Origin of the sequence: Streptomyces sp. NPDC057565 (genome assembly GCF_042801455.1) — a bacterium.
GTDB classification, from domain to species: Bacteria; Actinomycetota; Actinomycetes; order Streptomycetales; family Streptomycetaceae; genus Streptomyces; species Streptomyces yanii.
On record NZ_JBHVFU010000005.1, the window covers coordinates 198735 to 214170 of the forward strand.

General features: G+C 69.7%; 17 protein-coding genes. 6 read left to right on the forward strand and 11 right to left on the reverse strand.

Going from position 1 to position 15436, the window contains the following annotated elements; translation table 11 throughout:
- Positions 1-70: 70 nt before the first annotated feature.
- The 3 genes from ACFU8W_RS13365 to ACFU8W_RS13375 form a co-directional block, all read right to left on the reverse strand.
- Positions 71-937 carry a MetQ/NlpA family ABC transporter substrate-binding protein gene (locus ACFU8W_RS13365; RefSeq protein ID WP_345513141.1) on the reverse strand — a complete coding sequence of 289 codons (867 nt, stop codon included), beginning with the start codon at positions 935-937 and terminating at the stop codon, positions 71-73.
- A gap of 75 nt (positions 938-1012) precedes the next feature.
- A complete protein-coding gene (locus tag ACFU8W_RS13370; RefSeq protein WP_345513140.1) occupies positions 1013-1684 on the reverse strand; it encodes a methionine ABC transporter permease in 672 nt (223 codons plus the stop codon).
- Complete coding sequence (locus tag ACFU8W_RS13375) at positions 1681-2757, reverse strand: methionine ABC transporter ATP-binding protein (RefSeq protein WP_384035711.1); 1077 nt, start codon at positions 2755-2757, stop codon at positions 1681-1683. The genes ACFU8W_RS13370 and ACFU8W_RS13375 overlap by 4 nt, the downstream gene beginning before the upstream one ends.
- 625 nt (positions 2758-3382) lie before the next feature.
- Between ACFU8W_RS13375 and ACFU8W_RS13380 the strand changes: the two genes are divergently transcribed.
- Both ACFU8W_RS13380 and ACFU8W_RS13385 read left to right on the forward strand, forming a co-directional pair.
- Positions 3383-3742, forward strand: coding sequence for a hypothetical protein (locus ACFU8W_RS13380; protein WP_384035715.1), 360 nt, complete (start codon positions 3383-3385; stop codon positions 3740-3742).
- Position 3743: 1 nt separating this feature from the next.
- Positions 3744-4172 carry a hypothetical protein gene (locus tag ACFU8W_RS13385; RefSeq protein WP_384035718.1) on the forward strand — a complete coding sequence of 143 codons (429 nt, stop codon included), beginning with the start codon at positions 3744-3746 and terminating at the stop codon, positions 4170-4172.
- A 217-nt stretch (positions 4173-4389) separates the two neighbouring features.
- On the opposite strand, the gene ACFU8W_RS13390 is transcribed toward ACFU8W_RS13385, so the two are convergent.
- The 3 genes from ACFU8W_RS13390 to ACFU8W_RS13400 all read right to left on the reverse strand — a co-directional run bounded on the left by ACFU8W_RS13390 (position 4390) and on the right by ACFU8W_RS13400 (position 6739).
- Positions 4390-4893: a GNAT family N-acetyltransferase gene (locus ACFU8W_RS13390; RefSeq protein WP_384035720.1), complete on the reverse strand. Its 504-nt coding sequence runs from the start codon at positions 4891-4893 to the stop codon at positions 4390-4392.
- Between the two features lie 46 nt (positions 4894-4939).
- Positions 4940-5476 carry a sigma-70 family RNA polymerase sigma factor gene (locus tag ACFU8W_RS13395; RefSeq protein WP_345513136.1) on the reverse strand — a complete coding sequence of 179 codons (537 nt, stop codon included), beginning with the start codon at positions 5474-5476 and terminating at the stop codon, positions 4940-4942.
- A gap of 99 nt (positions 5477-5575) precedes the next feature.
- A complete protein-coding gene (locus ACFU8W_RS13400; RefSeq protein ID WP_345513135.1) occupies positions 5576-6739 on the reverse strand; it encodes a glycerophosphodiester phosphodiesterase in 1164 nt (387 codons plus the stop codon).
- Positions 6740-6972: 233 nt separating this feature from the next.
- Between ACFU8W_RS13400 and ACFU8W_RS13405 the strand changes: the two genes are divergently transcribed.
- Positions 6973-7644 carry a lysophospholipid acyltransferase family protein gene (locus ACFU8W_RS13405; RefSeq protein ID WP_345513134.1) on the forward strand — a complete coding sequence of 224 codons (672 nt, stop codon included), beginning with the start codon at positions 6973-6975 and terminating at the stop codon, positions 7642-7644.
- A 98-nt stretch (positions 7645-7742) separates the two neighbouring features.
- Here ACFU8W_RS13405 and ACFU8W_RS13410 read toward each other — a convergent pair whose 3' ends face one another.
- Together ACFU8W_RS13410 and ACFU8W_RS13415 are read right to left on the reverse strand one after the other, a co-directional pair.
- Positions 7743-9287 (reverse strand): MFS transporter, encoded by a 1545-nt coding sequence (locus ACFU8W_RS13410; protein WP_384035725.1) that lies wholly within the window; start codon positions 9285-9287, stop codon positions 7743-7745.
- Positions 9284-9835 carry a TetR/AcrR family transcriptional regulator gene (locus ACFU8W_RS13415; protein ID WP_384035728.1) on the reverse strand — a complete coding sequence of 184 codons (552 nt, stop codon included), beginning with the start codon at positions 9833-9835 and terminating at the stop codon, positions 9284-9286. Before ACFU8W_RS13415 ends, ACFU8W_RS13410 begins: the two co-directional genes overlap by 4 nt.
- Before the next feature lie 85 nt (positions 9836-9920).
- On the opposite strand from ACFU8W_RS13415, the gene ACFU8W_RS13420 reads away from it, so the two are divergent.
- Positions 9921-10439, forward strand: coding sequence for a hypothetical protein (locus ACFU8W_RS13420; protein WP_384035731.1), 519 nt, complete (start codon positions 9921-9923; stop codon positions 10437-10439).
- Between the two features lie 20 nt (positions 10440-10459).
- Here ACFU8W_RS13420 and ACFU8W_RS13425 read toward each other — a convergent pair whose 3' ends face one another.
- The 3 genes from ACFU8W_RS13425 to argH form a co-directional block, all read right to left on the reverse strand.
- Positions 10460-11350 carry a sigma-70 family RNA polymerase sigma factor gene (locus tag ACFU8W_RS13425; protein WP_345513130.1) on the reverse strand — a complete coding sequence of 297 codons (891 nt, stop codon included), beginning with the start codon at positions 11348-11350 and terminating at the stop codon, positions 10460-10462.
- 102 nt (positions 11351-11452) lie between these two features.
- Positions 11453-12424, reverse strand: coding sequence for an aldo/keto reductase (locus ACFU8W_RS13430; RefSeq protein ID WP_345513128.1), 972 nt, complete (start codon positions 12422-12424; stop codon positions 11453-11455).
- Between the two features lie 399 nt (positions 12425-12823).
- Positions 12824-14257: an argininosuccinate lyase gene (gene argH / locus ACFU8W_RS13435; RefSeq protein ID WP_345513127.1), complete on the reverse strand. Its 1434-nt coding sequence runs from the start codon at positions 14255-14257 to the stop codon at positions 12824-12826.
- 206 nt (positions 14258-14463) lie between these two features.
- Here argH and ACFU8W_RS13440 point away from each other — a divergent pair, with 206 nt between their 5' ends.
- Positions 14464-14793 carry a hypothetical protein gene (locus ACFU8W_RS13440; RefSeq protein ID WP_384035737.1) on the forward strand — a complete coding sequence of 110 codons (330 nt, stop codon included), beginning with the start codon at positions 14464-14466 and terminating at the stop codon, positions 14791-14793.
- A gap of 42 nt (positions 14794-14835) precedes the next feature.
- Positions 14836-15429: a pyridoxamine 5'-phosphate oxidase family protein gene (locus ACFU8W_RS13445; RefSeq protein WP_384035740.1), complete on the forward strand. Its 594-nt coding sequence runs from the start codon at positions 14836-14838 to the stop codon at positions 15427-15429.
- Positions 15430-15436 lie beyond the last annotated feature (7 nt).

Genomic DNA, 15436 nt, shown 5'->3' on the forward strand with positions numbered 1-15436 from the left:
TCCGCACGGCGGAGCCCCGCACACCCCGGTGGGGTGCGCGGGGCTCGGCCACGCAGGTGCGGTACGGATGTCAGGAGTTGCCGAGGGCACCGAAGGCGGGAATGACCGAGCCCTGGTAGGTGTCCTCGATGAACTTCTTGACCTCGTCGGAGTGGAGGAGCTTCACGAGCTTCTGGACGCGGGCGTCCTTCTCGTTGCCCTCCTTCACCGCGAGGATGTTGGCGTACGGGTTGCCGTCCGCCTTCTCCAGCACGAGGGCGTCCTTGGCGGGCTTGAGCTTGGCCTCGATGGCGTAGTTGCCGTTGATGACGGCGGCGTCGACATCGTTCAGGGCGCGGGGGACGGTTGCGGCCTCCAGCTCCTTGAACTCCAGGCCCTTCTTGTCCGTGATGTCACTGATCTTGGCGTTGGTGCCGACGCCGTCCTTGACGGTGATCAGGCCGTTCGCGGCGAGGAGCTGGAGGGCGCGGCCCTCGTTGGTGGTGTCGTTCGGTACGGCGATGGTCTGGCCGGCCTTGATGTCCTTCAGGTCCTTGACCTTGTTGGAGTAGAGGCCGAGCGGCTCCAGGTGCACATTGGCGACCGCGACGATGTGGGTGTTGTTCTTCTTGTTGAAGTCGTCGAGGTACGGCTGGTGCTGGAAGAAGTTGGCGTCGACCTGGCCGTTCTCGGTGGCGGTGTTCGGCAGGACGTAGTCCGTGAACTCCTTGACCTCGAGCTTGAGGCCCGCCTTGGCCGCCAGGTTCTTCTTGACGAAGTTCAGGATGTCGGCGTGCGGCGTCGGGGACGCGGCGACGACGAGCGCCTTGGAGGTATCGGCCTTCGCGCCGGTCTCGCTCTTGGAGGCCGGGTCGGACGACGTACCGCAGGCGGTGAGGCCGAAGGCGAGGGCGGCGGTGGCGGCGGCAGCTGCGGTGATCTTGATGTTCTTACGCACGAAAAGTGCCTCTTTCTGGTGGTGAGGGTGGTGCGCCCGGACAAGGAGTTCGGGCTTGTGAGCGGAGAGAAAGTCTCAGGAGGCGGTGCGGCCCCGCCGGGCCAGCAGGCGTACGGCGATGTCGCCGATCAGCTGGACCGCGGTCACGATGACGACGAGCAGCGCGACGGTGATGAGCATGAACCGGTTGTCGAAGCGCTGGAATCCGTAGGTGACGGCCTTGGAGCCGAGCCCTTCGCCACCGACCGCGCCGGCCATCGCGGAGTACCCGATGAGCACGATGACAGTGGTGGTGATCCCGGAGACGAGCGACGGCAGGGCCTGCGGCAGCAGCACCTTGCGGACGATCGTCGGGATGGATCCGCCCATCGACTGGACGGCCTCGACGAGCCCGTGGTCGACCTCGCGGATCGATGTCTCGACGAGCCGGGCGAAGAACGGGATGGCGCCGACGGCGAGCGGCACGATCATCGCGGTCGGGCCGATGAAGGTGCCGACGACCCAGGTGGTGAAGGGGATCAGGGCGATCAGCAGGATGATGAACGGCAGCGAGCGGCCGATGTTCACGATCACGCCGATGACCTTGTTCACCACGGTGTTCCGGAGCAGTCCACCCTTGTCGGTGAGGACCAGCAGCACGCCGAGGGGCAGTCCGACGAGGACGGTGACGAGCGCGGACCACAGCACCATGTAGAGGGTGTCGACGGTTCCCTGGGACAGCAGCGGCTGCATTTCGGACCAGGTCACTTGGCCACCTCCTTGGCGAGCGGGGTCTGGGTGAGCGGGGCGGGAGTCTGTACGGGGATGCCGGCGGCGGCCGTGTCCACGACCTCGGCCTGCAGGCCCTGCTCGCGCAGGAAGCCGATGGGTACGACGTTCTCCTCGAAGCGGCCGGGCAGCTCGATCCGCATCCGGCCGATCTGCTTGCCGCCGACGGTGTCCATCGCGGCGCCCAGGATCGAGATGTCGATGTTGTACGTACGGGAGAGCTGGGAGATCACCGGCTGGGACGCCGCCTCGCCGTGGAAGGTGACGTCGACGACCGTGCGGTCGGGGCCGGAGGCCGTACCGCCGACCGGGAACAGCTCGTGTGCCAGTTCGGAGCCGGGGGTGGCGAGCAGTTCAGCGACGGTGCCGGACTCGACGATGCGTCCCTTCTGCATGAGCGCGGCCGAGTCGCAGATCGTCTTGACGACGTCCATCTCGTGCGTGATCAGCAGGACGGTCAGGCCGAGCTGCTGGTTGAGGTCGCGCAGCAGCTGCAGGATGGAGCGGGTGGTCTCGGGGTCGAGGGCGGAGGTCGCCTCGTCGGAGAGCAGCACCTTGGGATCCCCGGCGAGGGCGCGGGCGATGCCGACGCGCTGCTTCTGACCGCCTGAGAGCTGGCCGGGGTACGCCTTCGCCTTGTCGGCGAGGCCGACCAGGTCGAGGAGTTCGAGGGCTTTGCGGGTGCGCTCCCGGCCCTGGACGCCCAGGATCTCGAGCGGCAGCTCGATGTTGTCCTGGACATTGCGCGAGGCCAGCAGGTTGAAGTGCTGGAAGACCATGCCGATGCGGCTGCGCGCCTCGCGCAGCTCCTTGCCGGCCCGGCGGCCCCGGCCCGCGAGGGCGGTGAGGTCCTGACCGGCCACGGTCACGGTGCCGGAGGTGGGGCGTTCGAGCAGGTTGATGCAGCGGATCAGGGAGGATTTGCCGGCGCCGCTCTGTCCGATGACGCCGTACACCTCGCCCTCGCGGACGTGCAGGTCGACGCCGTCCAGGGCGGTGACCTCACGGCCGCGCGACTGGTAGACCTTCGTGAGGCCCGTAGTGGTGATCACAGGGTTTCCGTCACTGTCGAGTGCACGGCGCGGTGTCCGCCGGGCACGGGGCGTTCGTCTGATGAGACTGTTCGGACTCGGATGTTCGGGCCGGTGGGTCTCGGCAGGCTGCGGGCGGCGGGTGACCGGGGGGCAGCGCATGCGGGGGCAGGCTCGTTCCGCTGGGTGCGGACGGCAGGCTCGGTCTCGCTTCGGGGCGCGAGGCTCAGGCGGGGGCCCTCAGAAGGCGCGCATTCGACACATACAACGGGCACCGGGCGTGGTGATCGCCTCGGTCGCAAGGATGCGGCTGCTCGTCGTGGTCATGGGGCAAGTAAAACAGACGTCCCGTTCCATCGAGCCCGCCTGTCCGAATAGCGGACAGTCCTGGTCAATCCGTGGACCTGTGCCCCGGGCAGTCGCGACCCCGGTGAAACCCTGCGCGACCTGCATCGATGCGGCGGCAGGGCGGTGGGACGGCATCTGCGGGCGGCCCGGACCTGTCGTGCGTTGTGGCCAAGGCCACGGCCTTGCTCCCTGTCGCCGGAAGCAGCGCCGGGGCGCGGATCTGCACGCGCCTCCGCACCGGGCGGCCCGGGCCGGGGGCGCACGCGGGACGCCGTCCGGCCCGTAATACCCTCGGCTCATGCTTGTCGCCCTGACGGTCGCGGTCGCCGTGGCCGCGCTCGCCCTCGCCGCCTGGTGCGGTTTCGCCGCCTACCGGGACCAGCCGACCAAGGACTGGCACTTCATCGGAATGGCCGTGGTGTCGCTGCTGGCGCTGGCCCAGTTGGTGGTGGGGATCGTGCTGCTGGCCCGGGGTCAGCGGCCGGAGCAGGGCATGACGATCTTCATCTGTTATCTCATCGGCGCCTTCGCGGCCGTGCCCGCAGCGGGTTTCCTGTCGCTGACCGAGCGGACCCGGTGGGGATCGGTGACGGTGGCGGCGGGCGCGGTCGTACTGGCCGTCCTGGAAGTACGGCTCTACGACATCTGGGGAAGCTGACGTGACCGACACCGATCGCCGCACCGCCGGCGAGAAGACCGGCTTCCAGCTGGGCAGCGGACCGGGCCGCGTACTGGTCTGGTTCTACGGGGTGTTCACCGTGGCCGCCGCCTCCCGCGCGATCGTCCAGATGATCCTGGACTTCGGCAGGGCGCCGCTCGCCTATGTGCTGTCGGCCCTCGCCGCGCTGGTGTACGGCTTCATCACGTACTCGCTGGTGCGCGGCGGCGAGAAGGCGCGCAGGACGGCGCTGGTGTGCTGCGCCGCCGAGCTCGCGGGCGTGCTGATCGTCGGTACGTGGACGCTGGTCGAGCCGTCCGCCTTCGCGGACGCCACCGTCTGGTCGTACCTCGGCAGGGACTACCTGTTCATCCCGGTGATCCTGCCGGTCACCGGGATGATCTGGCTGCGTCGCGCGAAGAACGCGTAACGCCCGCATCCCTGGGGTCCCTCCCGGCAAGCTCTGCCCCGTCGCGCCGTCCGGCACACCCTCCCCCAAGGCCTTGAGGGCCAAGGGGGCCGCCTTCCGCGTTGGACGAAAGCCCTGGTAGCTCCACTACGAGGACGTCCGATCGCCTTGCGATCGCACGCACCGGACGCCGCCGGGCCCGCCCTTCGGGCGGACGGCGGGACTTCCGACACATGCCCTAGGCGCTGGCGACGTAGGCCTGCTCGGCAACGTCCTTCTCCAGAAGGATCAGCCGGACACCGTCCTGACCGGTGGCGCTGCCCACAGGGGCGTAACCGGCTCGCCGGTAGAGCCGCAGATTGGTCTCGCTGCGGTGCCCGGTGTGCAGCCGGAACCGAGTGGCCGACCGCTGGTCGGCGAGTGCGGACTCCGCGGCGTTCAGCAGCCGGGCGCCGAGCCCGTGCCCCTGGAGCCGGGGGTGCACACAGAGCTTGCCTATCTCTCCGATGCCGTCCGGATCGGTGGATCCGCGTACCGAACCGACGACTTCGTCACCGAGCCGTGCCACGAACACCAGGTTCGCGGTCACTTCGTCGCGGACCGAGTCGAGGGTCTGCACCAGCGGGTCGATGCGGTAATTCCCGTAGAGCTCCGCCTCGCCCTGAAAACAGAGGTACTGGAGCTTCAGTATCTGTTCGGCGTCCTCCGCGGTCGCCGCCGAGATGATCACACTCATGCCCATGTGTGCATGCCTCCCGCTCACCTGGTCCACCGGTTGTCCCCTGCTCCTATCCCCGCAGTTCAGGAACGACAACCTCCGCCGCGAGCATTCTGCGCAGACATCCAAGGCATCGGGAACGGATCGGCCCCAAACTGCCTTGTGACATACCCAACTTCCCTGCGATTTCCTTATAGGTGGAATCGGTCGGGGCGAGCATCGCCGCCAGCAGGCTCGCGCACCGTCCGGGCAGCCGCTCCACCGCGGCGTGCAGCGCACGGCGCTCGTCGGCGCCGACCGCGGACCGCTCGGGGCAGTCGGCCGGATCCGGGATGGTCCCATCGGCGTACGGACGTTCGCGCCGCGCGGTACGGCGGGCGCGGCGCGCCTCCTCCCGTACGGTGTCGCGGACCCAGCGGGCCGGATCGGCCGGCGGCGTCCGGTCCGCGAGCAGTTCCAGCAACCGCAGCCAGACGGTCTGTTCGAGATCGGCGGGTTCGACGGCCGCGCCCACTGCCGCGCAGCCGGCCTCGGCCGTCGCCTCGGCACTGACGAGGGGGTACAGGGCGCGCACGACGGCGGCGGGGGCGTCTGCGGGAAGCGTCATGCCTCACCCGACGTGCCGCCGCGGACGGGCGGTTGCCGTCCGCGGGGCACATCACCCGACCGGGGCATGGCCGGCCGGGTGCTGACGCGGCGCGATATGTCAGTTCTTCGCGAAGTCCTCGGCGGCGAGCAGGGCGGTGTCCGGGTTGTCGGAGAAGATCCCGTCGATACCGGTCGCGAAGTACGTCCGGAACGCGCCGAATGCGTCGCCGTACGCGTTGGGGTCGGTGCCGCGACGGAAGTCGGCGGGCAGGAAGGAGTTCTCGTTGCGCATCGTGTACGGGTGCAGGATCAGGCCCTGCTCGTGCGCGTCCCGCACGAGGGAGGTCGGCGTGGTGAGCCGGCCCGACGCGTCCTTGGGAATGATCAGGTCCAGCGTGGGGCCTATGCCCTGTGCGAAGGACGCCATCCACTTCAGCCCCGCGGGGGTCACGAGGTCGTCGACCGTGCGCGGGTCGCCGGTCGCGACGAAGTCCCAGGGCCGCGATCCGGCGCCGGAGAGCAGGACGACGCGCGGGGAGGCGACGAGCTTCGACAGCCGCTGGATGCTGCTGGGTTCGAAGGACTGGAGGATCAGCGGCGACTGCGCGCGGTGGCGGTTGTAGCGGCGCAGCAGCTTGGCGAGCGGCTCCTCCAGACCGAGCCCGAGGCCGCGGAAGTAGGTGGGGTGCTTCGTCTCGACGTACAGCCAGATCTGCTTGCCGCGCCTGCGGCCCTCGCGGTCGGCCCACTGGAGCACCTCTTCGAAGGTCGGGACCTCCCAGCGGCCGTCGTAGAGGGTGTTCTTCTGGCGGTTGCCCGGGATGCGCTCCTTGGCGCGCAGCGTCTTCAGCTCGGCGAGGGTGAAGTCCTCGGTGAACCAGCCGGTCAGGGAGACCCCGTCGACCTTCTTGGTGGTCCTGCGGCCGGCGAACTCGGGGTGGGCCGACACATCGGTCGTGGCGGTGATGTCGTTCTCGTGACGGCAGACGAGATGGCCGTCCTTGGTGGGGACCAGGTCCTGCTCGATGATGTGCGCGCCCATGTCGAGGGCCAACTGGTACGAGCCGAGGGTGTGCTCCGGTCGGTAGCCACTGGTGCCGCGGTGACCGATGACGGTCGGCACGGGAAGGTCCAGCGGGCTGCCGTGGTCGCCGCCGTGGCCACCGGACCGCTCGGCGGCGTCCGCCGTGCCGGGAAGTCCGAGCGCGGCCGTGCCGAGTACGGCCGCTCCCGCTCCCAGGACGGTCCGACGACCGGGGTTCGCCTGCGCACGCTCTGTCATGAATGCTCCCTCGCATGTGATGTGTGGCACCGTCGAGCGAGGCCCGATCGTAGGCAGCCACACCGTCCGGACGGCAGCTCATGGACGAACATGGCGGAAACACACGTCAACACTGCGTGTCGACTCGATGAACCCGATGTGCGATCAGCGAGTACCCGCGAGTATCGTCCTCACCTGCATGGACCGTCACGATCCCGCGCCTCGGCCGGCCGGCCACTACACCGGAGGAACCGTTGTCCCGACACGCACTCATCAAGGCAGTGCTCGGACCGATCTTGCGCCTGATGTTCCGCCCCCAGGTGGAGGGCGTGGAGAACATTCCGGGCGACGGTCCGGTGATCCTCGCGGGCAACCATCTGACGTTCATCGACTCGATGATCATGCCGATCTGCTGCGACCGGCCGGTGTTCTACATCGGCAAGGACGAGTACGTGACGGGCAAGGGCCTCAAGGGCCGGATGATGGCCTGGTTCTTCACCGGCTGCGGCATGATCCCGGTGGACCGGGACGGCGGACGCGGCGGTGTCGCAGCGCTGATGACGGGCCGTCGGGTGCTGGAGGAGGGCAAGGCGTTCGCCATCTACCCGGAGGGCACCCGCTCCCCCGACGGCCGCCTCTACCGCGGTCGTACGGGCATCGCCCGGCTGACGCTGATGACGGGCGCGCCGGTGGTGCCGTTCGCGATGATCGGCACGGACAAGCTGCAGCCCGGTGGTGCCGGTCTGCCCCGTCCCGGCAAGGTGACGGTCCGCTTCGGCGAGCAGATGGAGTTCTCCCGGTACGAGGGCATGGACCGCGACCGCTATGTCCTGCGGGCGGTGACGGACTCCGTGATGGCCGAGGTGATGCGGCTGTCGGGCCAGGAGTACGTCGACATGTATGCGACGAAGGCGAAGGCCGCCTGATCGGACTTGTGGAAGGGCCCGTACCCCATTCGGCGGTACGGGCCCTTCCGTATGTCGAGACAACCCGAATGGCCGCAGAAGGAGGGGTCAGGACGCCGCTAGGGGTGTTCGATCCCCTCCTCCAGCGCCTGGCCGCGCAACAGGAACCAGGAAGCGACGGCCGTCGCCAGCAGGACCACAGCGCCGACGCCCGAAGCGATGTGCAGCCCGTCGACGAACGAGGCCTGCGCCGCGGAGACCAGGGCGTTCCCCTGCGCCTCCGGCAGACCGTGGGCCGCTTCGACCGCGCCGCCCAGTGACTCGTGGGCGGCCGCGGCGGTCTCGGCCGGGACGCCGGTCGGGGTGACGAAGTCCTGGTAGACGCCGGTGACGATGGAGCCGAGCAGAGCGATCCCCAGGGCCGCGCCGAGCTCGTACGCCGTCTCGGAGACCGCGGACGCGGAGCCCGCGTACTCCTTCGGGACGCTGGAGAGGATCACGTCCGCGGTCACGGTGAAGGCGAAGCCCGCGCCGATGCCGACGACCAGCAGCAGCAAGCCGATCAGCGGATAGCCGGTCTCCTGGTGGACGAAGGTGACGCCGGCGAGTGCGACGCCGACCGCCGCCAGTCCGGCGGAGACCACGGACCTGACCGAGAAGCGGCGGGCGGTCATGCCCGCGACCAGACCGCAGGCAACCGAGCCGACGGCCGCGGGCAGTTCGGCGAGCCCGGCCTCCAGCGGTCCGCGTCCCTGGACCAGTTGCAGGAACTGGGAGAGGAAGAAGACGAGCCCGGACAGGCCGAGGATGGTGAGCAGGTCGGCGAGGACTGCGCCCGAGAAGCCCCGGTGGTGGAAGAGCCGCATGTCCAGCAGCGGCTCGGGGAGTTTCAGCTGCCTGCGGACGAACCAGTACAGTGCGCCCGCACCGCCGATACCGAAGACCGCGACCTCCCCGCTCGCCCCGTGCGCGGCCAGCTCCTTGATCGCGTACACGACACTGATCATGCCGATCAGGGAGAGCGCGACACTGGCCAGGTCCCAGGGGCCGGGCGCCGGGTTCTTCGACTCCGGAATCATGCGGATGCCGACGACCACGAGGACCACCATCACCGGCAGATTGATCAGGAAGACCGAGCCCCACCAGAAGTGCTGGAGCAGGAATCCTCCGACGACCGGACCCACGGCCGCGCCCGCCGACGCCATGGCCCCCCAGATACCGATGGCGAAGCTGCGCTCGCGCGGGTCGTTGAAGAGGTTGCGGATCAGGGCGAGGGTGGACGGCATCAGAGTGGCGCCGGCGACCCCGAGCAGTGCCCGCGCCAGGATCATCGTCTCGGGGCTGCTCGCGTACGCGTTCAGCACGGAGACCGCACCGAACGCGGTGGCGCCGCTCAGCAGCAGCTTCTTGCGGCCGATGCGGTCACCGAGGCTGCCCATGGAGACCAGGAGTCCGGCGATGACGAACGAGTAGACATCGCCGATCCAGAGGAGCTGGGTGCCGGTCGGCTGGAGATCCTCGGTGAGGAACGGTGTCGCCAGACCGAGGACCGTGGCGTCGACGGCCACCAGCAGCACGGCGAGGACGAGGACGGCCAGCGCGATCCACCGCCCGGGTCGGCGCAGTTCGTCCGACGTCTCCGTGCGCTGGTCGATGCTGGTCATTGCTCCGCGCTCCGGCGTGCTCCGCCGAGCAGCAACTCGACGATCATGTACTGGAAGTCCTGTCCGGCAACCCGGCCCACCTGGACAGCCCAGGCACCGGTGGAGACGAGTCCGTAGAGGGCCTCGGTCAGCCAGGCCGGGGTCAGGTCGATCCTGAACTCGCCGCGCTCCTGGCCGCGCCGGAAGAAGGCGGAGACCCTTGCGTCCGTCCGGTTCCAGCCCTCGTTCACCTCCTCGCCCTCGAAGAGCTGGTTCTCCGTGACGAGGAAGGACAGCAGTCCGGCGCTCGGTTCAACGGCCGCGATCAGCCGCCGCAGCGCCTCCTCCGAGGTTCCCCTGTCGAGCTCAGCGGCGTCCAGGGCCGCTTCGAACTCCTGGATGCCCAGGTTCTCCAACGCTCTGACCAGAGCGTCCCGTCCGGCGAAGTGCCGATGCAGGGTGGCGCGCCCGATGCCCGCCGCGCGCGCGACCTCGTCCATGGTGGCGGTCGATTTACGTGTCAGTAGAGCGGCGGCACTGCGCAATACCTGCTCACGGTCAAGAGTCATGAGACGAGAGTAACCCACATGAGACAAGAATGTCTCACTGAATAATGCGTCGCCCCTTCCTGCCAGGTGGCGGGACCATGGCGCCATGAAGCCGCTGCTGCTGATCGACATCGACGGTCCGCTCAATCCGTACGCGGCACTGTCACGCCGTCACGTCCCCGACGGATATACGAGACACCGGATGAGGCCGACGGGGTGGACCGTCGGGCCCGCACTGCCCGTCCTGCTCAACCCGGCGCACGGGGCGGAGCTGCTGGCGCTCGCCGACCGGTACGCCCTGGTCTGGGCGACAACCTGGGAGGACGAGGCCAACGAGTGGATCGGCCCGCATCTCGGACTGCCACCGCTGCCGTACATCGACTGGCCGGCGATGCACGGCAGCGCGCCGGACGGGACGCTCTGGAAGACGCAGTACGTCGTGGAGTACGCGGCGGGGCGGCCGTTCGCGTGGGTCGACGACGAGATAACCGAGCGGGACCGGGCGTGGATCGCCCGACAGGGACCGGGCCGGTCGCTGCTGCTCCAGATCGATCCGCGGATCGGGCTGGAGCGCGCCGACTTCGACGCGCTCGCCCGGTGGGCGGCGGACCGGGACGAGAACTGAGCCCTGGTCCGCGGCCCTGCTCAGTCGTTGAGCACGGTCAGATCCAGCTCCGGCAGCCGGGCCGGGTCGTTGATCACGTACAGCTCGGTGACCCTGCCTCGCTCGATCGTGAACCGCATGACCGAGAACCGCTGTCCTTCGCGGGTCGAGATGACCGCGAGGGCCCCGTCGACGAGCGCCATCTGCGAGGACCGGGCGAACGGCGCGAACATCATCGCCTGGCGGGCGACCGACGCGGCTCCGCGCACCAGCGACGGGGCACCCGCGCCGCCGTCGGACCGTGCCACCACGTCCGGGTCGAGCACGGCGACGAGTGCGTCGAAGTCGCCGCCCCGGGCGGCGGCAAGGAACGCCTCGACGACCTCGCGCCTGCGGACGAGATCGGGATCGGGCGCCGGGTCCACACCCTGGACCCGGCGCCGCGCCCTGCTGGCGAGCTGGCGGGCCGCGGCCGGGGTGCGGTCCACCATGCGCCCGATCTCGTCGAACGGCACCGCGAACATGTCGTGCAGCACGAACGCCAGCCGCTCGGCGGGGTCCAGCGTCTCCAGCACCACGAGCAGTGCGAGCCCGACCGAGTCGGCGATCAGCGCCTGCTGCTCGGGGTCACCGCCGGGCTGCGGACCGAGGACCGGATCGGGGGTGTGTCCGTCGGGTGTCTGTGCCTCCAACGGCTCCTCGCGCCGGGACCGGCGGGAGCGCAGCATGTCCAGGCAGACCCGGCCGACGACCGTGGTCAGCCAGCCGCCCAGGTTGTCGATCTGCCGGTCGTCGGAGCGGCTGAGCCGGATCCACGCTTCCTGGACGGCGTCCTCCGCCTCGCTCAGCGAGCCGAGCATCCGGTAGGCCACGGCCTTCAGATGCGTCCGGCTCTCCTCGAAGCGTGCTGCCAGAAACTCGTTCTCGTCCACAGGCCCATTCCTCCGTCGCGTGCCGTCAGAGCATTGACGCATGGAACGGCGCCGATGTGACAGAACGGCCGATGATCGAGGAATCGGCAGGCGCGCCGCCGATCAGCTCCAGGGCAGCGCGGCGCGGTGGCGCCAGTACGCCTCGGGCTCCTCGACCAGCGCGTCGAGCTGGGACCGCCGCTCCTCGTCGAGGCCGAGAAGCGGGGCGTGCAGGTTCCCGGCGAGCTGGGTGACCGTCGCCGCGCCGGAGAGCACGACGCCGGCCCACGGCTGGTGCAGTACCAGCGCGAGCGCGACCGCGTCGCTCCCGAGGCCCGCCTCGGCCGCGATTTCCTGGACGATCGCCGGGGCATCCGTTCCGGCGAGGCGTCCGTTGGCCATGGCTTCCTTGACGATCACGGTCAGCCCGGCCTCGTGCGCCTCGGCGAGCGCAGAACCGGCCGAGGTCTCCAGGGCGTTGTAGGTGGCCTGGACGGTACGGAAGAGGGGTTCGCCGTCGACCCTGACGGTGAGCGCGGCACGGATGGCGTCCGCCTGGGCGGGGCCGCTGGTGGAGAGTCCGACGCTGACCCCGTCCGCCGCGAGTTCGGCGAGCCGCGCGTGGAGTTCCTTGTCGGTGAGGGCCGGGCTGTCGGCGGTCACGGAGTGGATCTGGTAGAGGTCGAGCCGGTCACCGAGCAGCGCCTCGGTCTCGGCGCGCTGCCGCTCGAACGTGGCGAGGCTGTGGTCCTTGACCTCGTGCGCCTCGGCGTCGACGCTCCAGTCTGCGGTGTAGGTGTAGCCCCACTTGCTGCCGATGACGACATCACGCACCTCGGGACGGGCGGCCAGCCAGGCGCCGAGGAACTCCTCGGAGCGGCCGTAGGAGCGGGCGGCGTCGAAGTAGCGGACGCCCTGGGCGTAGGCGGCGTCGAGCAGTTCATGGGTGCGCTCGCGCAGGGCGTCGACGCTCCGGTCCTCGGGCAGGTCCCGGTCGCGGTGGAGATTGATGTAGCCGGGCCGGCCGACCGCGGCCAGGCCGAGCCCGATATGGGCGGTCGGGGTCGTGGCCGAGGCCAGGCGTCCGAAGGGCATCGCGGGCTCCTCGTTGATGGGGTGCTCCCCGCCAACGTAACGCAGCCGGATTCCCGTGCGTCCAGACGCGGGATTCGGCCGATCGGGTCCTCGCCGGCCGGGAGCGGGCCGGGCAGGAGGACCTCACCCCTCGGACCTGCGCCGACCTGGTCGAGGCCGGCCGGCAGGTCGGCTTCCATGCCGTCCGGAGTTTCAGCCGGATGGGCACCGGCTGGAGCAGACCGATGGTCATCGGCCCGGCGAGTGCGGGTGTCGGCGTCCTCACCGTCACAGCGGTGACGTGGGGGTCGGCCGCACCCCGGACGCCCTCGTCGCGGTTCGGTCGCCCGTCCGTACGGACGCGACGAGGCGGGGAGCGCACGACCGCTCCCCGCCTCGTCGCCTGAGTCCGGGCCGCTGTCAGCTCTTCGCGGTCGCCCATGCGTGCTGGACGGCGAGGTCGGCCTTGACCTCGGTGAGCTGTACGGCGACGGCCGACGGGGCCGTGCCGCCGCGGCCGTTGCGGGAGGCCAGCGCGCCCGGCACGTTGAGGACCGTGCGGACCTCGGGGGTGAGGTGCGCGGAGATCTTCGCGAACTGGGCGTCGGTGAGCTCGCCGAGCTCGATGCCCTGCTGCTCGCACTCCTTGACGCATTCGCCGGCGACCTCGTGCGCGACACGGAACGGGACACCCTGCTTGACCAGCCATTCGGCGATGTCGGTGGCGAGCGAGAAGCCGGCCGGTGCGAGCTCCTCCATCCGTTCCCGGTTGACGGTGAGCGTGGCCATCATGCCGGTGAAGGCCGGCAGCAGGACTTCGAGCTGGTCGCAGGAGTCGAAGACGGGCTCCTTGTCCTCCTGGAGGTCGCGGTTGTACGCGAGCGGGAGAGCCTTCAGCGTGGCCATCAGGCCGGTCAGGTTGCCGATCAGACGCCCGGACTTGCCGCGGGCCAGCTCGGCGATGTCCGGGTTCTTCTTCTGCGGCATGATCGACGACCCGGTGGAGAAGGCGTCGTGCAAGGTGACGAAGGAGAACTCCTTCGTGTTCCAGATGATGACCTCCTCCGCGATCCGGGAGAGGTTGACGCCGATCATCGCCGTGATGAACGCAAACTCGGCGACGAAGTCGCGGGAGGCGGTGCCGTCGATGGAGTTGGCGACGGAACCGTGCTCGAAGCCGAGGTCGGCGGCGACCGCCTCCGGGTCGAGCCCCAGGGACGAACCGGCGAGTGCGCCGGAACCGTACGGGGAGACGGCCGTGCGCTCGTCCCACTGCCGCAGCCGCTCGGCGTCCCGGGACAGGGGCTGCACATGGGCCAGGACGTGGTGGGCGAAGAGGACGGGCTGCGCGTGCTGCAGGTGCGTACGGCCCGGCATGGCGACATCCGCATGCGCCTCGGCGAGACCGACCAGGGCGTCCTGGAACTCGGCGATCAGGCCACCGATGATCCGGGCGTGGTCGCGCAGATACATCCGGAAGAGCGTGGCGACCTGGTCGTTGCGGGACCGGCCGGCGCGCAGCTTGCCGCCGAGGTCCTTGCCGAGGCGCTCCAGCAGGCCGCGCTCCAGCGCAGTGTGGACGTCCTCGTCGGCGATGGTGCCGGTGAAGGTTCCGTCGGCGACATCGGCTTCGAGCTGGTCGAGCCCGGCGATCATGCGGGTCAGTTCGTCCGCGGTGAGCAGGCCCGCCTTGTGGAGGACACGCGCGTGGGCGCGGGAGCCGGCGATGTCGTACGGCGCGAGCCGCCAGTCGAAGTGGACGGAGGCGGACAGCTTGGCCAGCGCCTCGGCCGGGCCGTCGGCGAAACGGCCGCCCCAGAGGCGTACGTCGCTGTTGCCGGTGCCGTTGCTCACTGCGTGCTCCTCGGAAATGCCAGGGGATGGATGTGCGACCGCCTCCCCGCCGTGGAGGAAACGGGGAGGCGGTGACGTAAACGGGTGGGCGTCAGGCCAGGTCGTCAGGCTACGCCTGCAGATCGCGCTGCGCGGCGATCTTCGACACGGTGCAACCTCTGTAGGTATAACTATGCAGACCTCCGTATGATTTGTCAAAGCCGCTGGTGAACGGTTCACCCGAACGTTCGATCCCGGACCGTAAATGCCGGGCCCGGCTCGCTGTCGCGTTGTGTCATCCGGACGGCCGGATCCGGGAGGCGGCACTCGAGTGGGCCGCCCGCTCCCCGGCTCCGCGGCCGCTCCTCGACGACCCGTCACCCGCCGTCGTCCGGGCGGTGACGCGGGCTCTGCTGCCGGACGCCGACCGGATACCGCACGAGTGGCTGCTCGTCAGGACCGGGGCGGACCGACCGCGTGCGCTGCACGTGGCGGCCGAGCGGCTGTTGCGAGCCCACCTCCGCGCGACGGTCCGCCAGCCGCGTCCCACCGGCTGAAATGCCCCTGTCGGGCGCCGCATTGGCACCGATAATCGCCTCATGGGAAAGACGTACGAACGCATCGACGGACGGCTCAGAACCTTCATCGAAGAGCAGCACCTCTTCTTCACGGCGACCGCGCCCCTCGACGGGAACGGCACGGTCAACCTCTCCCCCAAGGGCGTCAGCGGATCCTTCGCGGTCGTCGACAAGCGGACCGTGGCCTATCTGGACTTCGCCGGGAGCAACGCGGAGACCGTGGCGCATCTCCGCGAGAACGGCCGCATCACCCTCATGTGGTGTGCCTTCCAGGGCCCGCCCAACATCGTGCGGGTGCACGGCCAGGGCGAGCCCGTCTTCCGCGACGACCCTCGATTCACCGGCCTGCTCGCCCACTTTCCCGGCATCGACCCCACACCGCACGGGTTGCGCGCGATCATCGTGGTGACGGCCGAGCTGATCCGGGACACCTGCGGATACGCCGTGCCTTTCATGTCCTACGACGAGGACCGGCCCCTCCACGCCCAGCGCTTCGCACGGGAGGACGACGCCTCGCTCAGCGAGTACTTCGAGAAGAAGGAGCACGTCGCCACCAGCATCGACGGCCTCCCGGGGCTGCCGCTCCCGCTGCCGGGCATGCCCGCCGCGGAATGAGCCGCCG

Coding starts and splice junctions, on each gene's coding strand:
- ACFU8W_RS13410 (WP_384035725.1), bottom strand. CDS start 9,287: ATGACCAGCATCGACCAGCGCACGGAGACGTCGGACGAACTGCGCCGA.
- ACFU8W_RS13380 (WP_384035715.1), top strand. CDS start 3,383: ATGCTTGTCGCCCTGACGGTCGCGGTCGCCGTGGCCGCGCTCGCCCTC.
- ACFU8W_RS13430 (WP_345513128.1), bottom strand. CDS start 12,424: ATGCCCTTCGGACGCCTGGCCTCGGCCACGACCCCGACCGCCCATATC.
- ACFU8W_RS13400 (WP_345513135.1), bottom strand. CDS start 6,739: ATGACAGAGCGTGCGCAGGCGAACCCCGGTCGTCGGACCGTCCTGGGA.
- ACFU8W_RS13445 (WP_384035740.1), top strand. CDS start 14,836: ATGGGAAAGACGTACGAACGCATCGACGGACGGCTCAGAACCTTCATC.
- ACFU8W_RS13420 (WP_384035731.1), top strand. CDS start 9,921: ATGAAGCCGCTGCTGCTGATCGACATCGACGGTCCGCTCAATCCGTAC.
- ACFU8W_RS13395 (WP_345513136.1), bottom strand. CDS start 5,476: ATGACGCTTCCCGCAGACGCCCCCGCCGCCGTCGTGCGCGCCCTGTAC.
- ACFU8W_RS13415 (WP_384035728.1), bottom strand. CDS start 9,835: ATGACTCTTGACCGTGAGCAGGTATTGCGCAGTGCCGCCGCTCTACTG.
- ACFU8W_RS13390 (WP_384035720.1), bottom strand. CDS start 4,893: ATGGGCATGAGTGTGATCATCTCGGCGGCGACCGCGGAGGACGCCGAA.